This window comes from Pseudomonas sp. A125, from assembly GCF_055409485.1.
This window is the reverse complement of record NZ_JBUZVP010000032.1, coordinates 1-23,042: the sequence shown is the minus strand read 5'-3', so window position 1 is coordinate 23,042 and position 23,042 is coordinate 1. Positions and strand designations below refer to the sequence as shown.

Sequence of the window (23,042 nt, the reverse complement as noted above, 5' to 3'; positions counted from 1 at the left end):
GCGGTAAAGGCCCGGAAAACGCCACCCGTAGCTTTTGCTGACGCGAGAGGCTGTATCTAAGTTAAGACGGATGAGAAACCCAAAACCCTAAGCCGGATATGAAAGTAAATGTTTCAGATACTCATTCATGCAACACGAAACATGTTCCGAGTCATCACCAAGGCGGGATTGATGGGGCGGGGGCGCTGCCTATCATGGAGCCATACCGTTGAGCGAGCCCAATAATGACTTCTGCCAGAACCCTCTACGACAAACACATCGACTCCCACACGGTGTGCCGCCTGGATGACCAGGGCCATGTGCTGCTGTACATCGACCGCCAGGTGATCAACGAATACACCAGCCCACAAGCCTTCAGCGGCTTGCGCGAGGCGGGCCGTGGTGTATGGCGCCCCGGCACCGCGCTGGCGGTGGTTGACCACGTGAACCCGACCACGCCCAAGCGCACCGCGACCATGCCGGATGCGGGTGGCGCACGCCAAGTGTCGTACCTGGCGGAAAACTGCCGGGATTTCGGGATTGAGCTGCTGGACATCCTCGACAAGCGCCAGGGCATCGAGCACGTGATCGCCCCCGAGCAGGGTTTTATCCTGCCGGGCATGGTGATTGCCGCCGGCGATAGCCATACCACCACCTATGGTGCATTGGGCGCGTTCGGTTTTGGCATTGGCACGTCGGAAATCGAGCATTTGCTGGCCTCGCAAACCCTGGTCTACAAACGCTTGAAGAGCATGCGCGTAACCGTGGACGGCGCGCTGGCTCACGGCCTGACCTCCAAGGACGTGATCATGGCGCTGATCGGCAAGATTGGCGCTTCGGGTGCTACCGGCTACGCCATCGAATTTTGCGGCTCGACCATCGACGCCCTGAGCGTCGAGGCACGCATGACCATCTGCAACATGGCGGTGGAAGCGGGCGCGCGTGGTGCCTTCATGTCGCCGGACGAAAAAGTCTTCACCTACCTCAAGGGCAAGCCCCGCGCGCCGACGGGCGAATTGTGGGAACGCGCGTTGGTGGGCTGGCGCCAGTTGCACTCGGATGCCGACGCGGTGTTCGACCTCGAAGTGCAACTGGACGCCACCGCCCTGGAGCCGATGGTCACCTGGGGCACCAGCCCCGACCAGGCCTCGCCCATCGGCGCCCGCGTGCCCGACCCGCAAGACGTCAGCGACCTGATCCTGCGCCAGGACATGCGCCGCGCCTTGAACTACATGGGCCTGGAAGCCGGCATGCCGTTGAGCGAAATCGTGATCAGCCATGCGTTTATCGGTTCCTGCACGAATGCCCGCATCGAAGACCTGCGCGATGCTGCCAGTGTGGTGCGCGGCAAGCATGTGGCCGACCACGTACGGGCGATGATCGTGCCGGGCTCCACCGAAGTGCGTGACCAGGCTGAAGCCGAAGGTCTTGCCGCGATCTTTATCGACGCCGGGTTTGAATGGCGCCAGTCCGGTTGCTCGATGTGCCTGGCGATGAACGATGACGTGCTGGAGCCGGGCGACCGCTGCGCCTCCAGCACCAACCGCAACTTCGAAGGCCGCCAGGGCGCGGGTGCACGTACGCACTTGATGAGCCCGGCCATGGTTGCCGCGGCCGCCATTACTGGCCGCCTGACGGATATTCGCCATTTTGGAGACCGTACATGAGCGTGCAACCGTTTACCCGGGTCACCGGCAAGGCTGCGCCGATGCTGGCGGCCAATATCGACACCGATGTGATTATGCCCAAGCAGTTTCTCAAGGGTATTGACCGTAACGGGTTGGATCGTGGGCTGTTCTTTGACCTGCGGTTTTTGCCGTCGGGTGAGCTCAATCCTGAGTTTGTGTTGAACCAACCTGCCTTGCAGGGTGCGAGCTTTATGGTGGTGGGGCCGAACTTTGGCTGTGGTTCGAGCCGGGAGCATGCGGTGTGGGGTTTGAAGCAGATGGGCATTCGGGCGCTGATTGGCAGCAGCTTTGCCGGGATTTTCTATGACAACTGTCAGCGTAACGGGGTGCTGTTGATCACGTTGGAGGAGGCGGTGTTGCAGCACCTGGGGCAGACGGTGAGCCAGCCGGAGCAGGCGCAGATCAGCGTGGATCTGGAGGCGCAGGAGATTTGGTTGGCTGGCGGGGAGGTTATCCCGTTTCAGATTGATACGTTGCGCAAGACGGCGTTGTTGCTGGGGCTGGATGCTATCGGTACGACCTTGCAGCGTCGGGAGCAGATCAAGGCGTTTGAGCATGAGCACCTGGCTTTGAATCCTTGGCTCGGGGGGTAGTGGTACATATCCGTTTTTGCGGTTACGGCGGCTATTGGTTCCGCTCTTACAGCGGGTCACTTTTGAAAAGCGCAAAAGTAACCAAAACGCTCTGCCCCGCCTGTCGGCACCTCGCTTAGGCTCGGTGTGCCCTCACTCCGGCATTGCTCCGCGGGCCGCCGCGACGGCCCGTCCCTGGCCCGTCGCGGCTAAACCGGCGTCCTGCCGGTTTACCCGCTCCTCAATCCCTGCGTTCGGCCTCGGGCTGAATGGGGCAGTCAGGTCAAGATCAACAGCAAGAGCACGGCGGCCTGAAAGCCGACCTGAGTGTTAAAAGCCAGATCAAAATCTGTAGGAGCTGGCTTGCCGGCGATGCAGGCGACTCGGTCTTTCAGATACACAGAGGCGATGCCATCGCAGGCAAGCCAGCTCCTACATTTGAACCGTGCCCGCTTTAGCTTTTGATCTGGCTTTTAACACTCAAGCCGGCCTGTAGGCCGCTGTGTTCTTGATCTGCTTGTGAACTTGATCTTAGGCGCCCCGTCAACCACGCTGGCCGAACGCAGGCTTTGGAGCGTGGGTAACCCGGCAGGACGCCGGGTTAGCCGTCCTGGGCCAGGGATGGCCCATGACGGCGGCCCACGGTCCAAAGCCTGCGTGAGGGCACACCGAGCCTAAGCGAGGTGCCGAGTGGTGGGGCAAGAGCCTTTTGGTTACTTTTGGGCTCCTTTCAAAAGTGACCCGCCGTAAGGGCGGAACCCATACCAGCCCTAACAAAAAAAACGGATATGCACCCAAGCCCGAAGCGTCAAATCGACAGCCCCTTAAAATGTTCCTGCAAAAACTCCACACACGCCCGCAACTTCCCGGAGTAAGCCAGTCGCGTCGGGTAAACCGCCCACACGTTGGCGCTCTGGGTGTAATGGTGCAGCACTTGCACCAGTTTCCCTTGCTCCAGCAGCGGCTTCACATCCCACATCGAACGCAGCAGCACCCCGCGCCCGTCGAGCGCCCATTGCAAGACAATCTCACCATTGTTGGAGGACAGCGGCCCGCGCACGCGCACGCTGTCTTGCACGCCATCGCGCTCCATGTGCCAAATGCCAAAGGCGTTATCGCGCTCCTTGAGCACCAGGCAGTCGTGCTGTTCCAGGTCGCTCAAGTGCAGCGGCGTGCCACGGCGTTCGAGATAAGCCGGCGCGGCACACAGCACCCGGCGGTTACTCACCAGCCGACGGCCAATGTGTTGCCCGGGGATGTCGTCACCCACGCGGATTTCCAGGTCAAAGCCTTCGCTGACGATATCCACTACCCGGTCAAACAGGTCCAGGCGAATCTCCAGCTCCGGGTATTGTTCGGCCAACAACGACAAGGCCGGCGCGACATGGTTGCGGCCAAATCCGAAGCTGCTGCACAGGTGCAGATGGCCACGGGGGCTGTCGTGGGCGTCGGACAATTCGTCGGACAGCTGCTGGAAGTCTTCGAGAATACGCACGGCCCAGCGCTGCACCCGCTCACCGTCTTCGGTCAGGGCGATACGCCGGCTGGTGCGGTGCAGCAGGCGGGTGGCGAGGGTGGTTTCCAGAATCTGGATACGCTTGCTGACGTAGGCCGGGGACAACCCAAGCTCATCGGCAGCCGCAGCAAAGCCAGCCTTGCGGATCACGGTCAGGAATACCCGCAGGTCTTCAGGTAGGGGCACGGTATCTTTCTTGTTAGTCATCAGAAACAGGCGTGGCGGCATGAGCCGCCAGAATAGCACCGGTGTGGCGAGGGAGTTCCCTCGCCACAGGGGGTTGGTGCTTAAGGTTTACTCGGCGGCGATCTTCGCCTGTGCAGCAGCCCGCGCATGGCGGCCATGCTTGAGGGCAATAGGCGCCATCTTCTCGCGGTCCAGTTCACCCTCCCAGGCGGCCACCACCAGCGCGGCCACGGCATTGCCGATGATATTGGTCAACGAACGGCACTCGGCCATGAAGCGATCCACACCCAGGATCAACACCATCGCGGCCACCGGCACCGTGGGCACTACCGCCAGGCTGGCGGCCAGCGCGACGAAGCCTGCGCCCACCACCGCACCGGCGCCTTTGGAGGTGAGCATTGCCACCGCCAGCAGGGTCAATTGTTGCTCCAGCGTCAGGTCGATATTGGTCGCCTGGGCCAGGAACAGCACCGCCAGCGTCATGTAGATGTTGGTACCGTCCAGGTTGAAGGTGTAGCCGGTCGGCACCACGATACCCACCACGCCTTTGGAGGCGCCGAGGCTTTCGAGCTTTTGGATCAGTTGCGGCAGGGCCGATTCAGATGAGCTGGTGCCCAACACGATCAGCAGTTCGGCCTTGATGTAAGTCAGCAGCTTGAAGATGCTGAAACCGGCATACCTGGCGATGCTGCCCAGCACCACGGCCACGAAAAAAAACGCGGTGACGTAGAACGTGCCCACCAGTTTCAGCAGCGGCAGCAGCGAACCCAGGCCGTACTTGCCGATGGTGAAGGCAATTGCCCCAAAGGCACCGATCGGCGCGACGCGGCTGATCATCCCGACGATGCGGAAGAACACTTCGCTGGCCTGGTTGATCACGCCGACCAAAGGCCGGCCCTTCTCGCCGATCATCACCAGCCCGAGGCCAAACAGCACCGACACAAACAGCACCGGCAGGATTTCTCCCTTGGAGAAGGCGTCAAAAAAGGTGGTGGGGATCACGTGCATCAGGAAGCCGATGACGCCTTCGCCGTGTTCGGCCTGGCCGACAAAACCGGCGATGGCCGAGGTGTCGAGGGTCTTCACATCGATGTTGAAGCCCACGCCCGGATGCAACAGGTGGGCGGCGAGGATCCCGATTACCAGGGCAATGCTGGAGACGATCTCGAAATACAGCAGCGCCTTGCCGCCCACGCGGCCTACCTGTTTCACGTCGTGCATGCTGGTGATACCGGAGACCACGGTGCAGAAGATGATCGGGCCGATGATCATCTTGATCAGCTTGATAAAACCGTCGCCCAAGGGCTTGAGGTCGATGCCCACCTGGGGCCAGTGGTTGCCGATCAACACGCCTAGCACAATGGCGATGATCACCTGCACATACAGGGTTCCCAGCAGTTTTCTGATTGTCATTTTTATTATCTCGCGGCGTTTTTTGGGCAAGCAGGTGCCGTCGCAGGCTTTTCAAGCCTGCGGGGCGGGATCGATCAGGTCAGCGGTTGACTAAAGGTTCAGCGAAGGAAGGCCAGGACTTCGGCAAGCAGGATTTCTGGAACCTCTTCGGCGATGTAGTGGCCGGCCGGCAGGGCCTTGCCACGTACGTCGGTCGCGACTTTTTGCCATTCCTTGAGGGGGTCGAAGCAGCGGCCGACGGTACCTTCGGCGCCCCACATCACCAGCAACGGCAGGTTCAGGTGGTTGCCTTTGTCGATATCGGCCTGGTCGTGTTCAAGGTCAATACCGGCGGCAGCGCGGTAGTCTTCGCAGATACCGGTGGCAGTGCCCGGCAGTTTCAGGCAACGCAGGTATTCGGCAAAGGCTTCATCGGTGAATGGCTTGAGCCCTGCACTGCGGCTGCCCATGACGCTGCGCAGGTAGAGTTCCGGGTTGCCTTCGATCAGGCTCTCGGGCAGCGGCGCCGGGCGGATCAAGAAGAACCAGTGCCAGTAGGCGCGGGCGAAGGCTTCGTCGGTCTGGGCGTACATTGCAAGGGTCGGTGCGATGTCCAGCAACACCATGCGCTGCACAGCCCTTGGGTGATCCAGCGCCAGGCGATGGGCGACGCGGGCACCGCGGTCGTGGGCCAGCACCGAGAACTCCTCAAAGCCCAGGGTCTTCATCAGCTCGACGCCGTCGCGGGCCATTTCGCGTTTTGAATAGTGGGTGTGATGGTCATTGGCGTCGGGCTTGCTGCTGTCGCCGTAACCGCGCAGGTCGGCGGCGACCACAGTGAAGTGTTCGGCCAATTGCTCGGCGACTTTGTGCCATATGACGTGGGTCTGCGGGTGCCCGTGCAGCAGGAGCAGGCCGGGACCTGCGCCACCTTTGCGGTAGCTGATGTCCACGCCGTTGACGTGGCGCTGGTCTTTTTGGAATCCGGCGAACATGGAATGACTCCTTGTGATGATTGCCTGCATCCTGAAATTACACGGGCCCCGGGGCAAGGGGGAAAACGTGGAAGGGTTGTTCATGAAGTGTGTTGAAGCCGGCGCCCGGGACCTGGCGGGGTCTGGCGCAGGTCAGTCTTGCCACAGTGTTGGCCAGGCAACAGCAAACCGGCAGTTTGCTGCGCCATGGGCGCTTTACCGCGCGCGCAGCGGGTGCAAACCCTGGTGTTTGAAGGCTTGGCGCCTCAGGCACAGAAGCTGCAATGCCTCAGGTAAACCATTCGCCCGAGAGCGTTGTATGTCTGTACTGCCTGTATCTGCCGATTACCCGATCCACACCCCCAACGCCGAGCTGATCCGCGACGAGGCCCAGGCGCTGGCCGTTGCCCACCGGGTCGCCGCCGTGTTGCTGGAGCAAGACGCCGAACGCGACCGCACCCGCCAGGTGCCGGCACAAGTCGTGGATTTGTATTCCAATAGCGGCCTGTGGGGCATCAGCGTGCCCCGCGAATTTGGCGGCGCCCAGGTGTCCTACGCGGTGCTGGCCCAGGTGATTGCGATTATCTCGGCGGCCGACCCGTCGCTGGGGCAAATCCCGCAGAACCATTACTGCCTGCTGGAAGACATCCGCCTGCAAGGCACGCCCGAGCAGCAGGCGTACTTTTTTGGCCTGGCGCTGCAAGGGCACCGGTTTGCCAATGCGCTGTCGGAAACCGGCGGCAAGAACGTCCAGGACATCCAGGCGACCATCCGCCGGCAAGGCGACGGCTATGTGATCAACGGTCGCAAGGGTTATTGCACCGGCTCGTTGTACGCCCATTGGCTGGCGGTGCTGGCGCTGGACGAAGAGCAAAACGCGCAGTTGGCGTTCGTGCCACGCGGCACTGAAGGCCTGGTGGTGGTCGACGACTGGGACAGCATGGGCCAGCGCACCACCTCCAGCGGTACGGTGTTGGCAGAGGACCTGGCGGTGCCCGCGTTCAACCTGTTTGCGACCCATCGTTCCTACGATTCACCGACTCTGGCTGGCCCATTCGCACAACTGACCACTGCTGCCATCGACGCCGGCATCGCCCGCGCCGCACTGCGTGACACGGTGCTGTTCGTCCAGCAATTCGCCCGCCCCTGGATCGATGCCGGGGTGGAAAATGCCAGTGAAGACCCGCTGACCATCATCCAGGTCGGCGCGTTGGATATTCGCCTGGAAGCGGCGGAAGCCTTGCTGGAACGCGCCGGAAAAGCCCTGGACGCCGCCCGCCCGGCACCCGACGAAGACAATGTCGCCCACGCCTCACTGGCTGTCGCCCGGGCCAAGGTACTGACCACCGAAATCGCCATCGAAGCCAGCAACAAGCTCTTCGAGCTCGGCGGCACCCGTTCCACCTTGAAAAAGCACAACTTCGACCGTCACTGGCGCAATGCCCGGGTGCATACCCTGCATGACCCGGTGCGCTGGAAGTACCACGTGATCGGCAACTGGCTGCTTAACGGCGCCAAGCCACCGCGTCACGATTGGTCTTGAACCATGGCCGAGCTGTTTAAACACATCTACTGGGCCGACATCGGCCAAGCCTGCCTGGAAACCCTGAGCATGCTCAGCGCCGCACTGGGTTTTACCGTGCTGCTGGGGTTGCCGCTTGGGGTGGTGTTGTTCCTCACCGGCAAGCGCCAGCTGCACGAAACCCTGGTGGTGTACCGGGCGCTGTCGGTGGTGGTGAACGTGCTGCGCTCGCTGCCGTTCATCATCCTGCTGATTGTGCTGATCCCGGTGACCACCTTGCTGGTGGGCACTTCGCTGGGCGTGGCCGGCACGATTCCGCCGCTGGTGGTGGGCTGTACGCCGTTCTTTGCGCGGCTGGTGGAAACCGCCTTGCGTGAGGTCGACCGCGGCGTGGTGGAAGCCACCCAATCCATGGGCGCCAGCACCTGGCAGGTGATCCGCCACACGCTGCTGCCCGAAGCCCGGGGCGGGCTGCTGGCGGCGGTCACCGTCACCGCGATTGTGCTGGTGGACTACACCGCCATGGCCGGGGTGATTGGTGGCGGTGGCCTGGGCGACCTGGCCATCCGCTACGGCTATCAGCGTTTCCAGACCGACGTGATGGTGGTCACCGTGTTGCTGCTGTTGGTGTTGGTACAGGCCCTGCAAATGACCGGCGACCGCTTGGTGGCGCGTTACAGCCGCCGCTGATACCTATTCCTGTAACTACTGTCTTCGGAGCAACCATGAAAAAATCCCTGGCCATCTTGGCCGCTGTCTTCTCCCTTAATGCCGTCGCCAACGAAACGTTGGTAGTGGGTGCCACACCGGTGCCTCACGCCGAGATTCTCGAGTTCGTCAAACCCGTGCTGGCCAAGGAGGGCGTGGACCTGCAAATCAAGGTCTTCACCGATTTCATCCAGCCCAACCAGCAACTGGCACTGAAGAATATTGACGCCAATTACTACCAGTACCGGCCATTTCTGGATGACTACAACAAGACCCGGCATACCAATCTGGTGCCGGTAGTCGGTGTGCACATCGAGCCTTTCGGCGCTTATTCGACCAAGATTAAAAATATCTCGGAGTTGAAAGACGGCGCGACGGTGTCGATCCCCAACGACCCGGTCAACACCGGCCGCGCGCTGGTGCTGCTGGACGAAGCCGGCCTGATCAAACTCAAGGATTCGAGCAACACCCTGGCCACGCCCCGGGACAGCGTCGAGAACCCCAAGCACCTGAAAATTCGTGAACTGGAAGGCGCGTTGCTGGCCCGTTCGGTGAGCCAGGTGGACCTGGCATTTGTGTTTGCCAACTATGCGTTGGAAGCGGGGATCGACACCAACAGTGCGTTGATCGTGGAGAAGGGCAAGAGCCTGTACGTCGAGTATTTGGTGGCGCGCCCCGACAACATCAACGACCCGGGCATCCAGAAGCTGGCCAAGGCGTTGAATTCCGATGAAGTACGCCAGTTCATCCTCAGCCGCTACAAAGGGCAGATTGCCCCGGGTTTCTAAGACCCGGACAGATCCAAGGTGGACGCTGGCTTGTGTGGGAGCTGGCTTGCCTGCGATAGCGGTGGTGACTGATACACCGCTATCGCAGGCAAGCCAGCTCCCACATTGAGTGGGTTCACACATCAGGGATCAGGGGTGGGCTCCAAGAGTTGCGCGCCGGGGCCGCGCTCACCGAGTACGTCGTCCTGGTTGCGCAGCGGGCACGCCTCCAGCGACAAACACCCGCAGCCAATACAGCCACTGAGTTTGTCCCGCAGCAGCATCAGCTTGTCGATGCGCTGGTCCAAATCCTCACGCCATAGTGCAGACAGGCGCTCCCAGTCGGCGGCGGTGGGCGTGCGGCCATCGGGCAGGGTTTGCAGCGCCTCAAAGATCGTCGCCAGGGGGATGCCCAAACGCTGGGCTATCTTGATCACCACCACGCGGCGCAACACATCCCGCGGGTAGCGCCGTTGATTGCCGGCATTGCGGTTGCTCTTGATCAACCCCTTGGTTTCGTAGAAGTGCAGCGCGGTAACCGCCACGCCACTGCGGGCCGCCAACTGGCCGACGGTGAGTTCTTTGCTGACCATGAAAAAGCCCTTGACCTTGACTTAACTAGAGGTTTTACCCTGCGCGGCATCGAATCGCAAGATTGTGCCTACAGTGAGAGGGGAATATTCATGCAGGTATCAGAGAAGGGTCTGAGTTTTACCCAGATGGTCGAGTTCCAGATCGAGCCTCAGCAGCAGTCCGCGTTGGTGGCGGCTCTTTCATCCCAAAGCGAGCGTTTGGCCCAGGGCCATGGCGGCTTTATCAACGCCAGCGTGCAGGTCAGCGATGATGGACGCCGGGTGCTCAGTTACTTGCAATGGCGCTCTCGCGAGGATGGCGAGGCAGCCTTCAAGTGTTTTGAGCACGGTGAGGAAGATTTCTGGACGCTGATCCGCGCCCACCAGGCCACGGCGGTGACCTTCGGTTCGTTCCAGGTGCTGCGCAGCATCGAGCGCAGCCATGACAACGCCTTGCAATGCCGCCTAAATGGATAGGTGCAACATGCGTTCGCCCTGCACGTTCTCGCCGGGGCGGCGTTTGTTCACAGCCAACTCGCCGATCTTGATCAGGCGGGTACGCGTCACGTTGCGGCTCAGGCCCAGCAGGTTGGCGGTGTGCACCTGGTTGTAATGGCTGAAGCGGTAGGCGGCGCGCAATAGCGCATCCTCGACCTTTTCATGCAGGGCGCCGGCCTGTTCCTCGAAGAGCTTTTGAAAAGCCCGTTCCAGCAACGCTTCGGCGCTGTTGTCGGTGCCGTGCTGGCTGTCGTCCTGACGCTCGATACGCATGTTCGACAGGCGCAGGTCGTCGCGCTCGATCACACCGTTGCGGCAAATCAGCAGGGTGTGGTGGATGACGTTTTCCAGCTCGCGGATGTTGCCCGGCCAACTGTAGCTTTTGAGTTTCTGCTCGGCTTCGCGGCTGATGGTGATCGGGCCATAACCCAGGCGCTGGCTGTAGGCTTCGATGAAGTGCCGGGTGAGCGGCAGGATATCGCCGGGACGATCGCGCAGTGGGCTCAGTTCCAGGCTGACCACGTCGAGGCGGTAGTACAAATCCTCGCGAAAATGCCCGGCATTGATGGCTTTTTCCAACTGAACGTTGGTGGCTGCCAACACCCGCACATCGATGGGAATGCTTTTGCGTGAGCCTAGGCGCACCACCTCACGTTCCTGGAGTACTCGCAGCAACTTGACCTGAATCGCCATCGGCAAGTCGCCGATTTCGTCGAGGAACAAGGTGCCGCCGTCGGCCTCCTCGAACCAGCCGGCCTTGGCGCTGAGGGCGCCGGTGAAGGCGCCTTTTTCATGGCCGAACAACTCGGCTTCCACCAGGGATTCGGAAAACGCGCCGCAGTTCACCGCCACGAACGGCCGGTTGCGCCGGGCGCTGAGGTTATGGATATGGCGCGCCACCAGCTCTTTACCGGTGCCGGTTTCGCCGATGATCAGCACGCTGGCTTCGCTGGGCGCGACTTGCTGGATGTGCGCCAGCAACGCCTGGGATTTCGGGTCTTCGAAGACCTGGGCCGTGGCGCGGATCGAGGTCGCAAGCGCGGGCGAGGGCGGTAAGGTTAAAAGCTGCATGGGCACCTCTTTCAGGAGTAGAACGTTGGAATCGGCAGGGACTGGTTCAACGCCCAGTCCCCCAGTTCGTGGAGTTTGTAGTCGACCGGGTCGTGCAAGGTTTGTGTGCGCAGGTTGCGCCAGTGCCGGTCCAGCCGCAGGGAGGCGTGGGTGGAGCGCGCGCCAGTGACTTCGAACAGGCGGCTGCACAGTTCCAGGCCATTGCGGGTGGCGGCGACCTTGGCGGTGGCGATGGCGATGGCCAGCTCACCGCGCTCGCTTTCTCTGAGGCTCGGGCCCTTGGCCCAGGCCTGGTCCAGCAGTTCGGCGGCGCGTTCCACCAGCAGGCGCACGCCTTCCAGGGCGACCCAGAATTCGCCGTAGTGGTTGAGCACGTACGGGTCCTGGCGAATGTCCTGCACGGTGGACTTATGCCAGGGCCGCGTTTCGGTCAGGGTGTAGTTGCGGGCTTCGGCGAATGCGCCTTCGGCGATGCCGAGGAACATATGGGTGAACGTCAACTGCGCGATCAGCGGGCGCAGGCAGGCGAAGGGCGTGCTCAACGGGCCGGGATCCAGAAGCAACTCCGACTCTTCGACGCGTACCCGTTCGAAGCTGGCACTGCCGCTGTCGGTCTGGCGCTGGCCGATATTGTTCCAGTCGTTGTGCAAGGTGATGCCGGTACGCCCGCTCGGGATGGCCGCGATCAGCAGCTTGCCGCCGGCGCTTTCATCCACGGCCGAGGCGATCAGCATTTCCGAGTCGCTGGCGCCGGAGCAAAAACTCTTCTTGCCGGAAAATTCGCGCCAGCCACTGAAGGCCTTGACCACCGTACGCGTATCCAGCGGGTTGAGGGCATTGCCCCAGAACCAGTTTTTGCGCGCGGTTTGTTCGAACCACGGTTGCCATTGCTCCGGGCGGGAGAACAGCCGCACGGTGGCGAGCATCAGGTGATGAAACCCGAAGACGTGGGCGATGGAGCTGTCGACCTTGGCGAATTCGCGCACCACCTCAAGGGTCTCGCTCCAGCGCGCACCGAGGCCGCCGTATTGGGTGGGAATGCTCAGGGCCAGCAAGCCGCTTTGGCGCAGGGCGTCACGTTCGGCTTTCGGTGTGCCGCCACGCTCGTCGCGTTCGACGGCGGTGAGGGCGAATTCGGCGGCCAGCAGTTTGGCAGTCTGCAAGGGTGAGGGCAGGGCGCTGTTGGGTTTGGCTGTCACGCGGTGTTCCTCATGGTGTGCCGGGGCGTGCCCCGGCAGACGGCAGGTCAGGCCTTGGCTTTTGCCGGCAGGACGTCGTTGGCAATCATTTCGCCGAACGGCCCCGTGAGGTTGGTGATGCCGCGCCCGGCCAGGCTGGCGTAGGGTTCCGGCAGCAGCGGGAACACCAATTCGGCAAAGCGGTACGCCTCTTCCAGGTGCGGGTAGCCGGAGAAGATGAAGCTCTCGATGCCCAGGTCTGCGTATTCCTTGATCCGCTCGGCGACCTGCTGCGGGTTGCCCACCAGGGCCGTGCCCGCGCCGCCACGTACCAGGCCGACGCCGGCCCACAGGTTGGGGGCGATTTCCAGGTTGTCGCGGCGCCCGTCGTGCAGCGCAGCCATGCGGCGCTGGCCTTCGGAGTCAAAGCGCGAGAAGGATTTTTGCGCGGCAGCGATGGTTTCGTCGCTGATGTGTTCGATCAGTTTGGCGGCGGCTTTCCAGGCGTCTTCTTCGGTTTCTCGCACGATCACATGCAGGCGAATCCCGAACTTGACGGTGCGGCCATGACGCGCGGCGCGCTCACGCACGTCGGCAAGTTTTTCCGCGACGGCGGCCGGTGGTTCGCCCCAGGTCAGGTACACATCCACCTGTTCGGCAGCGAGGTCGTGGGCGGCGTCGGAGGAACCACCGAAATACAGCGGTGGGTAAGGCTTCTGCACTGGTGGGTAAAGTGCCTTGGCGTTCTGTACGCGCAGGTGTTTGCCTTCGAAGTCCACCGATTCGCCCTGCAACACACGGCGCCAGATCTTGAGGAATTCGTCGGTCACTTCATAGCGTTCGCTGTGATCGAGGAAACTGCCGTCGCCGCGGTTCTCGTCGGGGTCGCCGCCGGTCACCACGTTGATCAACAGGCGGCCATTGGACAGGCGGTCGAGGGTCGCGGCCATGCGTGCCGAGACGGTTGGCGAAATGATCCCCGGGCGAATCGCCACCAGGTAACGCAGGCGTTCGGTCAACGGCACCAGTGCCGAGGCGATCACCCAGGAGTCTTCACAGGAGCGGCCGGTGGGGATCAGCACGCCGTGATAGCCGAGGTTGTCCGCAGCCTGGGCGACTTGTTTCAAATAGTTGAGGGTGACCGGGCGAGCGCCTTGGGTGGTGCCCAAGTAATGGCCGTCACCGTGGGTAGGCAGAAACCAGAAAACATCCATGACAAATCCTTAAGCGATTTTCAGCAGAGAGGTGGGGTGCGCGGCAAACAACGGCGCGGCGCGTTCTGCAGCAAGGCGAATGCGGGCCTTCAAGGGCTCACTGGTTATTTGGTAATCGGTGAAATCGGCCTCGGTGGCGTACACGCCAATCGGCAAGGTCAGGGCCTGGAAGAAGCTGAACAGCGGGCGCAGCTGGTGATCGAGTACCAGCGCATGGCGTTCGCTGCCGCCGGTGGCCGCCAGCAATACCGGGGTGTTGATCAGCGCGTTGAGGTCGACCAGGTCGAACAGGTGCTTGAGCAGGCCGGGGTAAGAGCCGCGGTACACCGGCGCCGCGACGATCAGCAGGTCGGCCTGTTCGATGGCTTGCAGTTGCGCTTCGACGTCGGCGGGCAGTTCCTGGCGGGACAGCGCGCCACCCAGCGGCCGGGCAATGTCGCCCAGTTCAATCAGGGTGGTCTGGATCGGCAATTGATTGGCCAGTTCGGCCAGCACCGCTTGGGTCAGCACCAGCGTGCGGGACGGGCGCCAGGTTCCGCCGGAGAGGGCAACGACATTCAATGGACGGGTCATCAACAGTTCCTTTTTCAACAGTGGCTCAGGGCAAGAGCAGTAGCAGGGCTTGAGCAAGAGCTGTACCAAGCGGCGCAGGCCTTGACTGGCGCGGGCTGTGGGCCAGGTGTTGGAAAATGACGGTGTTGTCTGCCTGGTGTTTTGTTGAATGACTGTTGCCTGGGCAACAGTTGCCAGGCGAACAGCGGCGTGTGCATTGGAGCCATTTATAGAGGGTTGTAGTTATTCCGTAAATGAACGTATTTCCATATTTATAGACCTGTATGGAATATGAGATGTGACTATCACGGGTGTCGAAACGGTTGATAGCGACTATCACGGCGGGTGATTTTTCACCGCACAGGGGCGGGAGTAGCCTGTGCTCATTGACTTCAACCCGTTTCGCAGGACCTTCGCCATGAACCGTTTTCTCGCCATTTGTGTATTGCTTGTCACCTCAGTCCTTGCCGGTTGTGCGACGCCTTCGTCGCCTGAACTGCGTGGCTACTCGGCCGAGGAGAGCAAGGAACTGGCGCTGGAAGCGTTGAGCCGTCGAGGCCTGTCGTTTGATGAATACCAACAGAAGAGAGCCGAACTGACCGGCCAGCCACAGAAAACCTTTGGTTTTGACCGCCAGGGTGAAATGAATGCCGAGCGCGGCGTGATGCTGCACGGTCGCCCCAGTTGAGCCAGCGGCCAAGTCGATGAGCCCGAGGTTTCCTACAGGAACCTCGGGCTTTTTGTTTGCCATCCGTTTCGTGGAGCCTGTTAAGCTGAATTTCAGGAGCGTTCCTACGCACTTTTAAATAAAGTGGTCTTTCTTTAACGGCACGGGATCAGGTAAACCATCTTTCTTTCTGATCGCTGCCCCTGAGACGCTGTTCTCGGGAACATGCTCTGCGAGTCTTTAACGTCATGAATAAACGTCCGCTGTATTTCGACTACGCCGCCACCACGCCGGTGGATGAGCGGGTCATTCAGGTCATGGTCGAGTGTCTGGGCTTCAATGCCAACTTCGGTAACCCGGCGTCCAGCTCCCACGCGTTTGGCCAACAGGCCCGGCAAACGGTTGAGCAGGCGCGGTGCCAGGTGGCTGAACTGGTTGGTGCCGAACCGGCACACATCGTCTGGACCTCCGGTGCCACTGAATCCAATAACCTCGCGATCAAGGGCGTCGCCCAGGCGCGGGGCGTGGCCGGCGGGCACATCATCACCAGCCAGATCGAACACAAGGCCACGCTCGATACCGCTCGCCAGTTGCAGGAAGCCGGGGTCGCCGTGACGTACCTGGTGCCGGATGCCGAGGGTTTGATCAGCGTCGAGGCGGTGAGCGAAGCCTTGCGTGAGGACACCTTCCTGGTGTCGCTGATGCTGGTGAACAACGAGTTGGGCACCCTCAACGATATCCAGGCGATCGGCGCGCGAGTGCGTGAGCACGGGGCGTTGTTTCACGTGGATGCAGCGCAAGGCGCGGGCAAGGTGGCGATTGACCTGGCCGAATGGCCGGTGGACCTGATGTCGTTTTCTGCCCACAAGCTCTATGGCCCCAAGGGCATCGGCGCACTGTACGTCGGCCCGCGTGCGCAGCAGAAAGTGCTGGCGCAGATTCACGGCGGTGGCCATGAAGGCGGCTTGCGTTCGGGCACCCTGGCAACGCACCAGATTGCTGGCATGGGCACCGCGTTCGCGTTGGCGGCAGCCTCCTTTGCAGAAGAGAAGGCGACCATTGTTGCCTTGCGCGAGCGCCTGCTGGAACAGCTGAATACGATTGCCGGCGTGCGCCTCAATGGCAGCCTTACCCAACGCATTCCCCACACCTTGAGCCTGACATTCAGCGAGGGCGAGTTCAATTCTGCCGGCTTGAGCGCAGGCATTGCCTTCTCGGCCACTTCGGCCTGCAATTCGGCGAGCAATGCACCGTCCCATGTGCTTCTGGCGCTGGGCCATGATGCCCGCAGCGCAGGTCGCACCATTCGCTTGAGCCTCGGGCGGTTTACCACCGAGCAGGACATCGATCAGGCGGTACAACTGATCAAGGCGGCACTGGCCAGCGCACCGGCGTTTTGGGCCGTTTGACCCCATAACAATTATTAGTGGTTAGCAGGAGACACGATGAGCACACAGCCTTTGACCCATGGAACGGTTCCCCAGCGCCTGGCGCGCACTCGCGAACTGATGAGCCGCGAGGGCATTCATGCCCTGTTGGTGCCGTCGGCCGACCCGCACTTGTCTGAATACCTGCCGGGTTACTGGCAAGGGCGCCAGTGGTTGTCGGGCTTTCACGGCTCGGTGGGCACGCTTATTGTCACCGAAAATTTCGCCGGCGTGTGGGCAGACAGCCGCTATTGGGAACAGGCGACCAAGGAGCTCAATGGCAGTGGCATTGAGTTGGTCAAGCTGCAACCCGGCCAGCCCGGGCCGCTGGAATGGCTGGCAGAGCAGACGCCGCAAGGCGGCACAGTGGCAGTGGATGGCGCAGTCATGGCCGTGGCCTCGGCGCGCACCCTGGGCAGCAAGCTGGAGGCACGCGGTGCGCGCTTGCGCACGGATATCGACCTGTTGAGTGAAGTCTGGCAAGACCGTCCCACCTTGCCGAACCAGCCGATCTATCAGCACCTGCCACCTCAGGCCACCGTCAGCCGTGGCGAAAAACTTGCTGCCCTGCGCGAAAGCTTGAGTGAGAAGGGCGCTGACTGGCACTTCATCGCGACCCTGGATGACATTGCCTGGTTGTTTAACCTGCGTGGTGGTGATGTTTCGTTCAACCCGGTGTTTGTGTCCTTTGCCTTGATCGGCCAGCAGCAAGCAATGTTGTTTGTGGCCTTGAGCAAAGTCGATGCCGAGCTTCGCGCCGTGCTGGAACAGGATGGCGTGACCCTGCGCGATTACAGTGAAGTCGCGGCGGCGTTGAAGGCCATTCCATCGGGCGCCAGCGTGCAAGTCGACCCGGCGCGGGTGACTGCCGGCTTGCTGGAAAACCTCGGCAGTGGCATCAAGCTGATCGAAGGCCTGAACCCAACCACCTTGGCCAAGTCGCGAAAGAGCCTGGCGGACGCCGAGCATATTCGCCAGGCCATGGAACAGGATGGCGCGGCCTTGTGCGAATTTTTCGCCTGGCTCGACAGCGCATGGGGCCGGGAGCGCATAACCGAGCTGACCATTGATGAGCACCTGACGGCGGCGCGTACCCGTCGTCCGGGTTATGTGTCATTGAGCTTCAACACGATTGCTGCGTTCAACGCCAATGGTGCGATGCCGCACTATCACGCCACCGAAGAGGAACACGCGCTGATCGAAGGCGATGGCTTGCTGCTGATCGACTCGGGCGGCCAGTACCTGGGCGGCACGACCGATATCACGCGGATGGTGCCTGTCGGCACGCCAAGCGAAGAGCAGAAACGCGACTGCACCCGTGTACTCAAGGGTGTGATCGCGTTGTCCCGCGCGCATTTCCCCAAAGGCATTCTTTCGCCGCTGCTGGACTCGATTGCCCGCGCGCCTATCTGGGCCGAAGGCGTGGACTACGGCCACGGCACCGGGCATGGCGTAGGCTATTTCCTGAACGTGCATGAAGGCCCGCAGGTTATTGCTTACCAAGCTGTCGCTGCGCCACAAACCGCGATGCAGGCCGGCATGATTACCTCCATCGAGCCGGGCACTTACCGCCCGGGCCGTTGGGGTGTGCGCATCGAGAACCTGGTGTTGAACCGTGAAGCGGGCAAGACCGAGTTTGGCGAATTCCTCAAGTTTGAGACGCTGACCCTGTGCCCGATCGACACCCGTTGCCTGCAGCCAGCGTTGCTGACGCTGGAGGAGCGCCAATGGTTCAACGACTACCACGCGCAGGTGCGTGAGCGCCTGAGCCCGCTGCTCAGTGGCGCGGCGCTGGAATGGTTGCAGGTGCGTACGGCGGCTATCTAAGGGGCTGCAACTCGGGCGCCTGGGTCAGGGCATCGGCCATGTAGTCGATAAACGCTTTGACCCGGGCGGACTCGCGACGATTCGGTGCCGAAACGGCATGAATCGGCAGCGCCCTTGGGGTGTAGTCCTGCAGCAGCGCGACCAACCGGCCGGCCTTCGTCTGTCAGGGAGAGTTTGCGTGTGCTGCGGGAAATCAGCCTGCCTCCCAGTTCTGTCTCCAGCGCGCGCAGTACTTTACTGATAGTGGGCTGAGTGGTCTGCAATTCCCGGGCGACCGCAGAAAAACTCCCGCGCTCGATCACCCGGACGAAAATCGCCATTGCGTTGAGCTTATCCATGGGGTTCCCGATTCATGCCAAATGAGCATGGTCACTATAGCTTTTAAGCGTCTTATCGGCATGAGTGGGGCGGATCATTATCGTGGTCACTTCCTGACGAACCGAGAGCACGACCGTGACTGAAACAACTCAAATGCAGGCGTTGATGGTGGATGTGGCGAATGGGCCGTTACGGCTGGCAACGATTACCAGGCCGCCTGCGGGTAACGGTGAGGTTCTGGTGAGAATCAAGGCCAGCGGCCTCAACCCATTGGACGGGAAAATTGCTGCGGGCGAGGCTGCTCATGCCCGTCAGCCTTTGCCCGCAGTGCTGGGATTGGATTTGCCAGGACTTATCAGGGCCATGTGCTCAGTTGCCTGGGCTGGGGCTCTCATAGCCTGGCGCCGTTGTCGTTTCGCGGGGTGACGTATTCAGGAGTGTTTACCCTGTTGCCGATGCTGACGGGTAAGGGCCGCGCGCACCATGGGCAGATTCTTGCCGAAGCAGCGCGGCTGATTGACGCCGCAAAGCTCAAGCCGATCCTCGATGCGCGGCATTTCGACCGGCACACGGCAAACGCCGCCTATAAGTTACTCAGAGGCGGCGCTCAAGGGCGTTTGGTGATTGAAATCTAACTCAGCGCTTCGCGGACAAATTCCAGGCGGTCCTGGCCGAAGAACAACTGGTTGCCGACGAACAGGGTTGGGGCTCCGAATACGCCACGCTGAATGGCGTGCTCGGTGTTGTCCTTGAGGGTGGCCTTGACGTCGTCATCTTGGGTCAACGCCAGGACTTCTTCGGGATCAAAACCGTGCTCGGCCAGCACTGCGGCTATTACGGCGGGGTCTCCCAAGTGTCGGCCTTGCACCCAAAGTGCGCGGAACAGGCCGTCGATGAAGTCGAGAAAGCGCTCGGGCTGGCGCATTTGAATGCCGGTGACGGCGCGCATCAACATCAATGTATTGATGGGAAAGTGCGGATTGAACTTGAGCGGGACGTTGTAACGCTGGGCGTAGCGCGCGAGGTCCTGAAGCATGTAGCGGCCTTTTGCGGGAATGGTGACCGGCGACACATTGCCGGTGGCCTTGAACACGCCTCCCAGCAACATGGGCTTGTAAATCAGCTGGGCGCCAGTGACTGCGCACAGGCCTGGAAGCTGGGTGTAGGCCAAGTAGGTGGCGGGGCTGCCGAGGTCAAAGAAAAACTCAACGGTTTTACTCATGCTGGGTACTCGCTGTTTTTGTTATAGGCGTACTTACCAGGGCTCATTCCAGGGGCGCAGGTCCAACTCGAAGGTCCAGGCATCCCGGGGCTGGCTGTGCAGGTACCAATAGTTATCGGCGATGTGCTCGGGGTTGAGAATGCCGTCCTGATCCTTGAGAGCATACTTTTGCGGGAAGCTGTCGCGGATGAAGTCAGTGTCGATGGCGCCATCCACTACCACGTGGGCAACGTGGATGTTCCGCGGGCCCAGCTCGCGGGCCATGCTTTGCGCCAGTGCACGGATCCCGTGTTTGGCGCCTGCGAATGCGGCAAAACCGGCGGCGCCACGCAGTCCGGCGGTGGCACCGGTAAACAGGATGGTCCCGCGTTCCCGGGTGACCATGCGCTTGGCCACTTCCCGCGCATTGAGGAAACCTGAGAAACACGCCATTTCCCAGATCTTGAAGTATTTGCGGGCAGTTTCTTCCAGGATGCTGCACGGCACATTGGCGCCGATGTTGAACACGAAGGCTTCAATCGGGCCCAGTTCGGTTTCAATCTTCTCGATCAGCGCGATGACGTCTTCTTCCTTGCGGGCGTCGCAGGCAAAACCACGCGCCTCGCTGCCAGTTGCCTGGATGCTTTCTACCAGGGGGCGCAGTTTATCGGCGCTGCGCCGAGTCACGCATGCCACGTAACCTTCGCGGGCGAAGCGTTTGGCGATGGCGCCACCTGTAGCGTCGCCGGCACCCACCACCAGTACGATTTTATTGTTGTTCGTCATGGGAGATCCTTTAATAAACGATCGTTTGGCAAACGAACGTTATGCTACGATTTAACAGGCGTCAAGCTGCCAATCCAGCGGGGGGAAGTCATGCGATATTCGGCCAGTCATAAACAGGAAACCAGAGAGAAACTGCTGGACAGCAGTGCGGCGCTTGCAAAGAAAGAAGGGTTTGCCAGTGTTGGCGTGGACGGCTTGATGAAAGCCATTGGGCTGAGTGGCGGTGCGTTTTACAGTCACTTTGCTTCGAAGGACGAATTGTTCAGCTCGATTGTGGAGCGTGAATTGAGTCACTCTCTTGAGCGTTTGAATGGCAATGGCGTGCAGAGCCGTGAGCGGCTGCATCGCTGTTTGAAGTTCTACCTGAGCATGGCCCATGTGGAGCAGTCGCAAGCCGGCTGCGCGTTGCCAAGCCTGGGTGCGGAGATTGCGCGATCTGATGCGGCGGTGCGCCAGCAGGCGCAGGACTGGATTTGCCGATTGCAGGCGGGCTGGGCGGCAACGCTGGGCAGCGAGGCACTGGCGTGGTCGATTCTGTCGCAATGCATCGGCGCGCTGGTGGTCGCGCGAATGATGGTCAGCCCGCAAATACAGGCGCAGGTCTTGTCATCGAACTACGAAGTGCTCAGTCAGCAGCTGTCGAACCTGTGAGGGGGCCAACAGCTACTTGCAGATGACAATCATGCTTCGGCTGGTATAACCGGCGGGGTTTAGGCCGAACGGGTAGTCGCCTGGGTCTTCGGCATTGTCGCCGGACTTGGCGATGACTTTATAACCTTTCGCGCCACATGAATTAACAGCACTGGCGTAGCACTGGTCCCAGGAAGAGGACAGGCCCGAGCAGTTGATATGCAGCCCTTTTTTTCCCCGTTTCACTTCGGTCTTGGTGGTCGCGGCGCACCCTGCGATTGCCACAATCACGAACAGCATCAAAATTCGCTTCATTCCTATCCTTAATAGCCGCCTCGCTTAACCGCACGAAGCTTGCTTTGCTCGCTCTCGAGTGTAGCGTTCATGATGTCCTTATCGAAATTTTCCATGAATGACACTGGGTTACGGCCTAAACATGGCCTAATTGAGCGGCAAATGCCAGAGCTACGTAAAATCCTGAATCAATCGGCCGGAACGAGCGGCTTTGATTCGTTACGCATGGTCAGGGTTGCACCGACCGACGCCAGAATAATGCAGGTGATGGCCAGCCATTGCGCCAGGGAGAGGTGCTCTTGAAGGAAAAACAGGCCTGACAAGGCGCCGAACGCGGGCTCGACACTCATCAACGTGCCGAAGGTGCGGGCAGGCAGGCGGGTCAGGGCAACCATCTCCAGCGTGTAGGGAAGGGCGGTCGATAAAACGGCAACACCAATGGCAACCGGAATCAGCGACGGCGTGAGTAATGCAGCGCCCGCATGCACGATTCCAATTGGCGCGACAAACAGTGCAGCAATCATGACGCCGAGGGCGGCGGTCTGTACGCCGTTATCGGCGCCCGCCTTTTGACCAAACAGAATATAGAGCGCCCAGCACACGCCTGCGCCCAATGCATAGGCGGCGCCTGTCAGGTCGATGCCGTTGCTGGTTTCTCCCATGGGGATCAACAACAGCAGGCCAATGATGGCAAGCGCGATCCAGAGAAAGTCCACCGCGCGGCGTGAGGCATAGATGGCGACCGCCAGTGGGCCGGTGAACTCGAGCGCCACCGCGATTCCGAGTGGGACTGTGCGTAATGACATATAGAAGAGGAAATTCATTCCGCCCAGCGCCATCCCATAAACAATGACTGTCTGCAGCGACTTGGCTGTCAGCGTGGCGCGCCATGGACGTAATAGAAGCAGCATGATCACGCTGGCGAAAACCAAGCGCAAGGTGGTGGTGCCCTGGGCGCCCACGATCGGGAACATGGTCTTGGCGAGCGATGCACCTGACTGAATGGAGGCCATCGCAATAAGTAGCAGGCCGACGGGGAACAATGTCGAGGCCATGCTACGGGGGGAGGTGGTCATTGGGGGTGTTCGTCCGGGGTCGTATTAAAGAAGCAGAAGTGACTATGATGCTCAAGTGTTGAGCAATGGGCAATATATTGCTCAGTTTGTTGTGGGTCGCTCTATATAGAGGAGGGTCTTACGACTCGCGGGATGGATTGATCGAAATCCTGAATTAAGGGTTGACGGCAGATCCTGGAAGTCTATAATTCGCCCCACTTCCGGCGCAGTCGAAACGGAAAACTCCTTGGTAAACAAAGAGTTATGCAGGTTTCGACAGCGAGCTGCTTCAGTTCATCGAAGTCCAGAAGGAGTTGGTAGGGCAGTGTTGTTTGGCTCTATTAACGTCTCGATCTTCTCGGTCGAAAGCGGAGAAAAAGAGGTGTTGACAGCAGCGTGTAACGCTGTAGAATTCGCCTCCCGCTAACGAGAGATCGGAAGCGCAAGT

23 protein-coding genes and 2 pseudogenes are annotated in these 23,042 nt (G+C 60.8%); 11 read left to right on the top strand and 14 right to left on the bottom strand.

The window, feature by feature from the left end; genetic code table 11:
* The first annotated feature begins 224 nt into the window (after nucleotides 1-224).
* Both leuC and leuD read left to right on the top strand, forming a co-directional pair.
* Complete coding sequence (gene leuC, locus ACZRN6_RS30440; protein WP_464009568.1) at nucleotides 225-1,646, top strand: 3-isopropylmalate dehydratase large subunit; 1,422 nt, start codon at nucleotides 225-227, stop codon at nucleotides 1,644-1,646.
* Nucleotides 1,643-2,260, top strand: a complete 618-nt coding sequence (leuD, locus tag ACZRN6_RS30435; RefSeq protein ID WP_464009567.1) for a 3-isopropylmalate dehydratase small subunit — start codon at nucleotides 1,643-1,645, stop codon at nucleotides 2,258-2,260. Before leuC ends, leuD begins: the two co-directional genes overlap by 4 nt.
* Nucleotides 2,261-3,047: 787 nt before the next feature.
* Here leuD and ACZRN6_RS30430 read toward each other — a convergent pair.
* From ACZRN6_RS30430 to ACZRN6_RS30420, 3 genes are all read right to left on the bottom strand, one after another.
* Nucleotides 3,048-3,962, bottom strand: coding sequence for a LysR substrate-binding domain-containing protein (locus tag ACZRN6_RS30430; protein WP_464009566.1), 915 nt, complete (start codon nucleotides 3,960-3,962; stop codon nucleotides 3,048-3,050).
* Nucleotides 3,963-4,049: 87 nt separating this feature from the next.
* Complete coding sequence (gene dctA / locus ACZRN6_RS30425) at nucleotides 4,050-5,354, bottom strand: C4-dicarboxylate transporter DctA (RefSeq protein WP_322146291.1); 1,305 nt, start codon at nucleotides 5,352-5,354, stop codon at nucleotides 4,050-4,052.
* A 98-nt stretch (nucleotides 5,355-5,452) separates the two neighbouring features.
* Nucleotides 5,453-6,328 (bottom strand): alpha/beta fold hydrolase, encoded by an 876-nt coding sequence (locus tag ACZRN6_RS30420; RefSeq protein ID WP_322146290.1) that lies wholly within the window; start codon nucleotides 6,326-6,328, stop codon nucleotides 5,453-5,455.
* A gap of 298 nt (nucleotides 6,329-6,626) precedes the next feature.
* On the opposite strand from ACZRN6_RS30420, the gene ACZRN6_RS30415 reads away from it, so the two are divergent.
* Genes ACZRN6_RS30415 through ACZRN6_RS30405 form a run of 3 tightly spaced genes read left to right on the top strand, consistent with a single transcriptional unit; the run spans nucleotide 6,627 to nucleotide 9,325 of the window.
* The gene (locus ACZRN6_RS30415) at nucleotides 6,627-7,850 is read left to right on the top strand and encodes an SfnB family sulfur acquisition oxidoreductase (RefSeq protein WP_464009565.1); all 1,224 of its coding nucleotides are present in this window, start codon (nucleotides 6,627-6,629) and stop codon (nucleotides 7,848-7,850) included.
* 3 nt (nucleotides 7,851-7,853) lie between these two features.
* Nucleotides 7,854-8,519 (top strand): methionine ABC transporter permease, encoded by a 666-nt coding sequence (locus ACZRN6_RS30410; protein WP_322146288.1) that lies wholly within the window; start codon nucleotides 7,854-7,856, stop codon nucleotides 8,517-8,519.
* A 35-nt stretch (nucleotides 8,520-8,554) separates the two neighbouring features.
* Nucleotides 8,555-9,325, top strand: coding sequence for a MetQ/NlpA family ABC transporter substrate-binding protein (locus tag ACZRN6_RS30405; protein ID WP_464009564.1), 771 nt, complete (start codon nucleotides 8,555-8,557; stop codon nucleotides 9,323-9,325).
* 122 nt (nucleotides 9,326-9,447) lie between these two features.
* On the opposite strand, the gene soxR is transcribed toward ACZRN6_RS30405, so the two are convergent.
* A complete protein-coding gene (gene soxR, locus ACZRN6_RS30400) occupies nucleotides 9,448-9,897 on the bottom strand; it encodes a redox-sensitive transcriptional activator SoxR (protein ID WP_322146286.1) in 450 nt (149 codons plus the stop codon).
* A gap of 90 nt (nucleotides 9,898-9,987) precedes the next feature.
* On the opposite strand from soxR, the gene ACZRN6_RS30395 reads away from it, so the two are divergent.
* Nucleotides 9,988-10,353 (top strand): antibiotic biosynthesis monooxygenase, encoded by a 366-nt coding sequence (locus tag ACZRN6_RS30395; RefSeq protein ID WP_322146285.1) that lies wholly within the window; start codon nucleotides 9,988-9,990, stop codon nucleotides 10,351-10,353.
* Here the strand turns inward: ACZRN6_RS30395 and ACZRN6_RS30390 are convergent.
* Genes ACZRN6_RS30390 through msuE form a run of 4 tightly spaced genes read right to left on the bottom strand, consistent with a single transcriptional unit; the run spans nucleotide 10,342 to nucleotide 14,410 of the window.
* Nucleotides 10,342-11,445, bottom strand: coding sequence for a sigma-54 interaction domain-containing protein (locus ACZRN6_RS30390; protein ID WP_003210127.1), 1,104 nt, complete (start codon nucleotides 11,443-11,445; stop codon nucleotides 10,342-10,344). The genes ACZRN6_RS30395 and ACZRN6_RS30390 overlap by 12 nt on opposite strands.
* Before the next feature lie 11 nt (nucleotides 11,446-11,456).
* Nucleotides 11,457-12,644: an acyl-CoA dehydrogenase family protein gene (locus ACZRN6_RS30385; RefSeq protein ID WP_464009563.1), complete on the bottom strand. Its 1,188-nt coding sequence runs from the start codon at nucleotides 12,642-12,644 to the stop codon at nucleotides 11,457-11,459.
* A 47-nt stretch (nucleotides 12,645-12,691) separates the two neighbouring features.
* Nucleotides 12,692-13,837 carry an FMNH2-dependent alkanesulfonate monooxygenase gene (gene ssuD, locus ACZRN6_RS30380; protein ID WP_322146283.1) on the bottom strand — a complete coding sequence of 382 codons (1,146 nt, stop codon included), beginning with the start codon at nucleotides 13,835-13,837 and terminating at the stop codon, nucleotides 12,692-12,694.
* 9 nt (nucleotides 13,838-13,846) lie between these two features.
* A complete protein-coding gene (gene msuE / locus ACZRN6_RS30375) occupies nucleotides 13,847-14,410 on the bottom strand; it encodes an FMN reductase (RefSeq protein WP_088425167.1) in 564 nt (187 codons plus the stop codon).
* Nucleotides 14,411-14,807: 397 nt separating this feature from the next.
* Between msuE and ACZRN6_RS30370 the strand changes: the two genes are divergently transcribed.
* The 3 genes from ACZRN6_RS30370 (at nucleotide 14,808) to ACZRN6_RS30360 (ending at nucleotide 18,310) form a co-directional block, all read left to right on the top strand.
* Complete coding sequence (locus ACZRN6_RS30370) at nucleotides 14,808-15,077, top strand: hypothetical protein (RefSeq protein WP_322146282.1); 270 nt, start codon at nucleotides 14,808-14,810, stop codon at nucleotides 15,075-15,077.
* Between the two features lie 227 nt (nucleotides 15,078-15,304).
* Nucleotides 15,305-16,465, top strand: a complete 1,161-nt coding sequence (locus ACZRN6_RS30365) for a cysteine desulfurase family protein (protein WP_322146281.1) — start codon at nucleotides 15,305-15,307, stop codon at nucleotides 16,463-16,465.
* Nucleotides 16,466-16,501: 36 nt separating this feature from the next.
* Complete coding sequence (locus ACZRN6_RS30360) at nucleotides 16,502-18,310, top strand: aminopeptidase P family protein (protein WP_464009562.1); 1,809 nt, start codon at nucleotides 16,502-16,504, stop codon at nucleotides 18,308-18,310.
* Here the strand turns inward: ACZRN6_RS30360 and ACZRN6_RS30355 are convergent.
* Both ACZRN6_RS30355 and ACZRN6_RS30350 read right to left on the bottom strand, forming a co-directional pair.
* Nucleotides 18,303-18,455 carry a hypothetical protein gene (locus ACZRN6_RS30355; protein ID WP_416152145.1) on the bottom strand — a complete coding sequence of 51 codons (153 nt, stop codon included), beginning with the start codon at nucleotides 18,453-18,455 and terminating at the stop codon, nucleotides 18,303-18,305. The genes ACZRN6_RS30360 and ACZRN6_RS30355 overlap by 8 nt on opposite strands.
* A gap of 4 nt (nucleotides 18,456-18,459) precedes the next feature.
* Nucleotides 18,460-18,648, bottom strand: a pseudogene (locus ACZRN6_RS30350) (LysR family transcriptional regulator); the annotation flags it as partial.
* A 133-nt stretch (nucleotides 18,649-18,781) separates the two neighbouring features.
* Between ACZRN6_RS30350 and ACZRN6_RS30345 the strand changes: the two are divergent.
* A pseudogene (locus ACZRN6_RS30345) lies at nucleotides 18,782-19,263 on the top strand (alcohol dehydrogenase catalytic domain-containing protein).
* Here ACZRN6_RS30345 and ACZRN6_RS30340 read toward each other — a convergent pair.
* Both ACZRN6_RS30340 and ACZRN6_RS30335 read right to left on the bottom strand, forming a co-directional pair.
* Complete coding sequence (locus tag ACZRN6_RS30340) at nucleotides 19,260-19,850, bottom strand: 2-hydroxychromene-2-carboxylate isomerase (protein WP_464009561.1); 591 nt, start codon at nucleotides 19,848-19,850, stop codon at nucleotides 19,260-19,262. The pseudogene ACZRN6_RS30345 and the gene ACZRN6_RS30340 overlap by 4 nt on opposite strands.
* A gap of 33 nt (nucleotides 19,851-19,883) precedes the next feature.
* On the bottom strand, nucleotides 19,884-20,615 hold the full coding sequence (locus tag ACZRN6_RS30335) for an SDR family oxidoreductase (protein WP_464009560.1): 732 nt from the start codon (nucleotides 20,613-20,615) through the stop codon (nucleotides 19,884-19,886).
* Nucleotides 20,616-20,705: 90 nt separating this feature from the next.
* Between ACZRN6_RS30335 and ACZRN6_RS30330 the strand changes: the two genes are divergently transcribed.
* Nucleotides 20,706-21,266 carry a TetR/AcrR family transcriptional regulator gene (locus tag ACZRN6_RS30330; RefSeq protein ID WP_322146277.1) on the top strand — a complete coding sequence of 187 codons (561 nt, stop codon included), beginning with the start codon at nucleotides 20,706-20,708 and terminating at the stop codon, nucleotides 21,264-21,266.
* A gap of 12 nt (nucleotides 21,267-21,278) precedes the next feature.
* On the opposite strand, the gene ACZRN6_RS30325 is transcribed toward ACZRN6_RS30330, so the two are convergent.
* On the bottom strand, nucleotides 21,279-21,560 hold the full coding sequence (locus ACZRN6_RS30325; protein ID WP_322146276.1) for a hypothetical protein: 282 nt from the start codon (nucleotides 21,558-21,560) through the stop codon (nucleotides 21,279-21,281).
* A gap of 167 nt (nucleotides 21,561-21,727) precedes the next feature.
* Nucleotides 21,728-22,615 carry a threonine/homoserine exporter RhtA gene (gene rhtA, locus ACZRN6_RS30320; RefSeq protein ID WP_322146275.1) on the bottom strand — a complete coding sequence of 296 codons (888 nt, stop codon included), beginning with the start codon at nucleotides 22,613-22,615 and terminating at the stop codon, nucleotides 21,728-21,730.
* Between the last annotated feature and the right edge of the window lie 427 nt (nucleotides 22,616-23,042).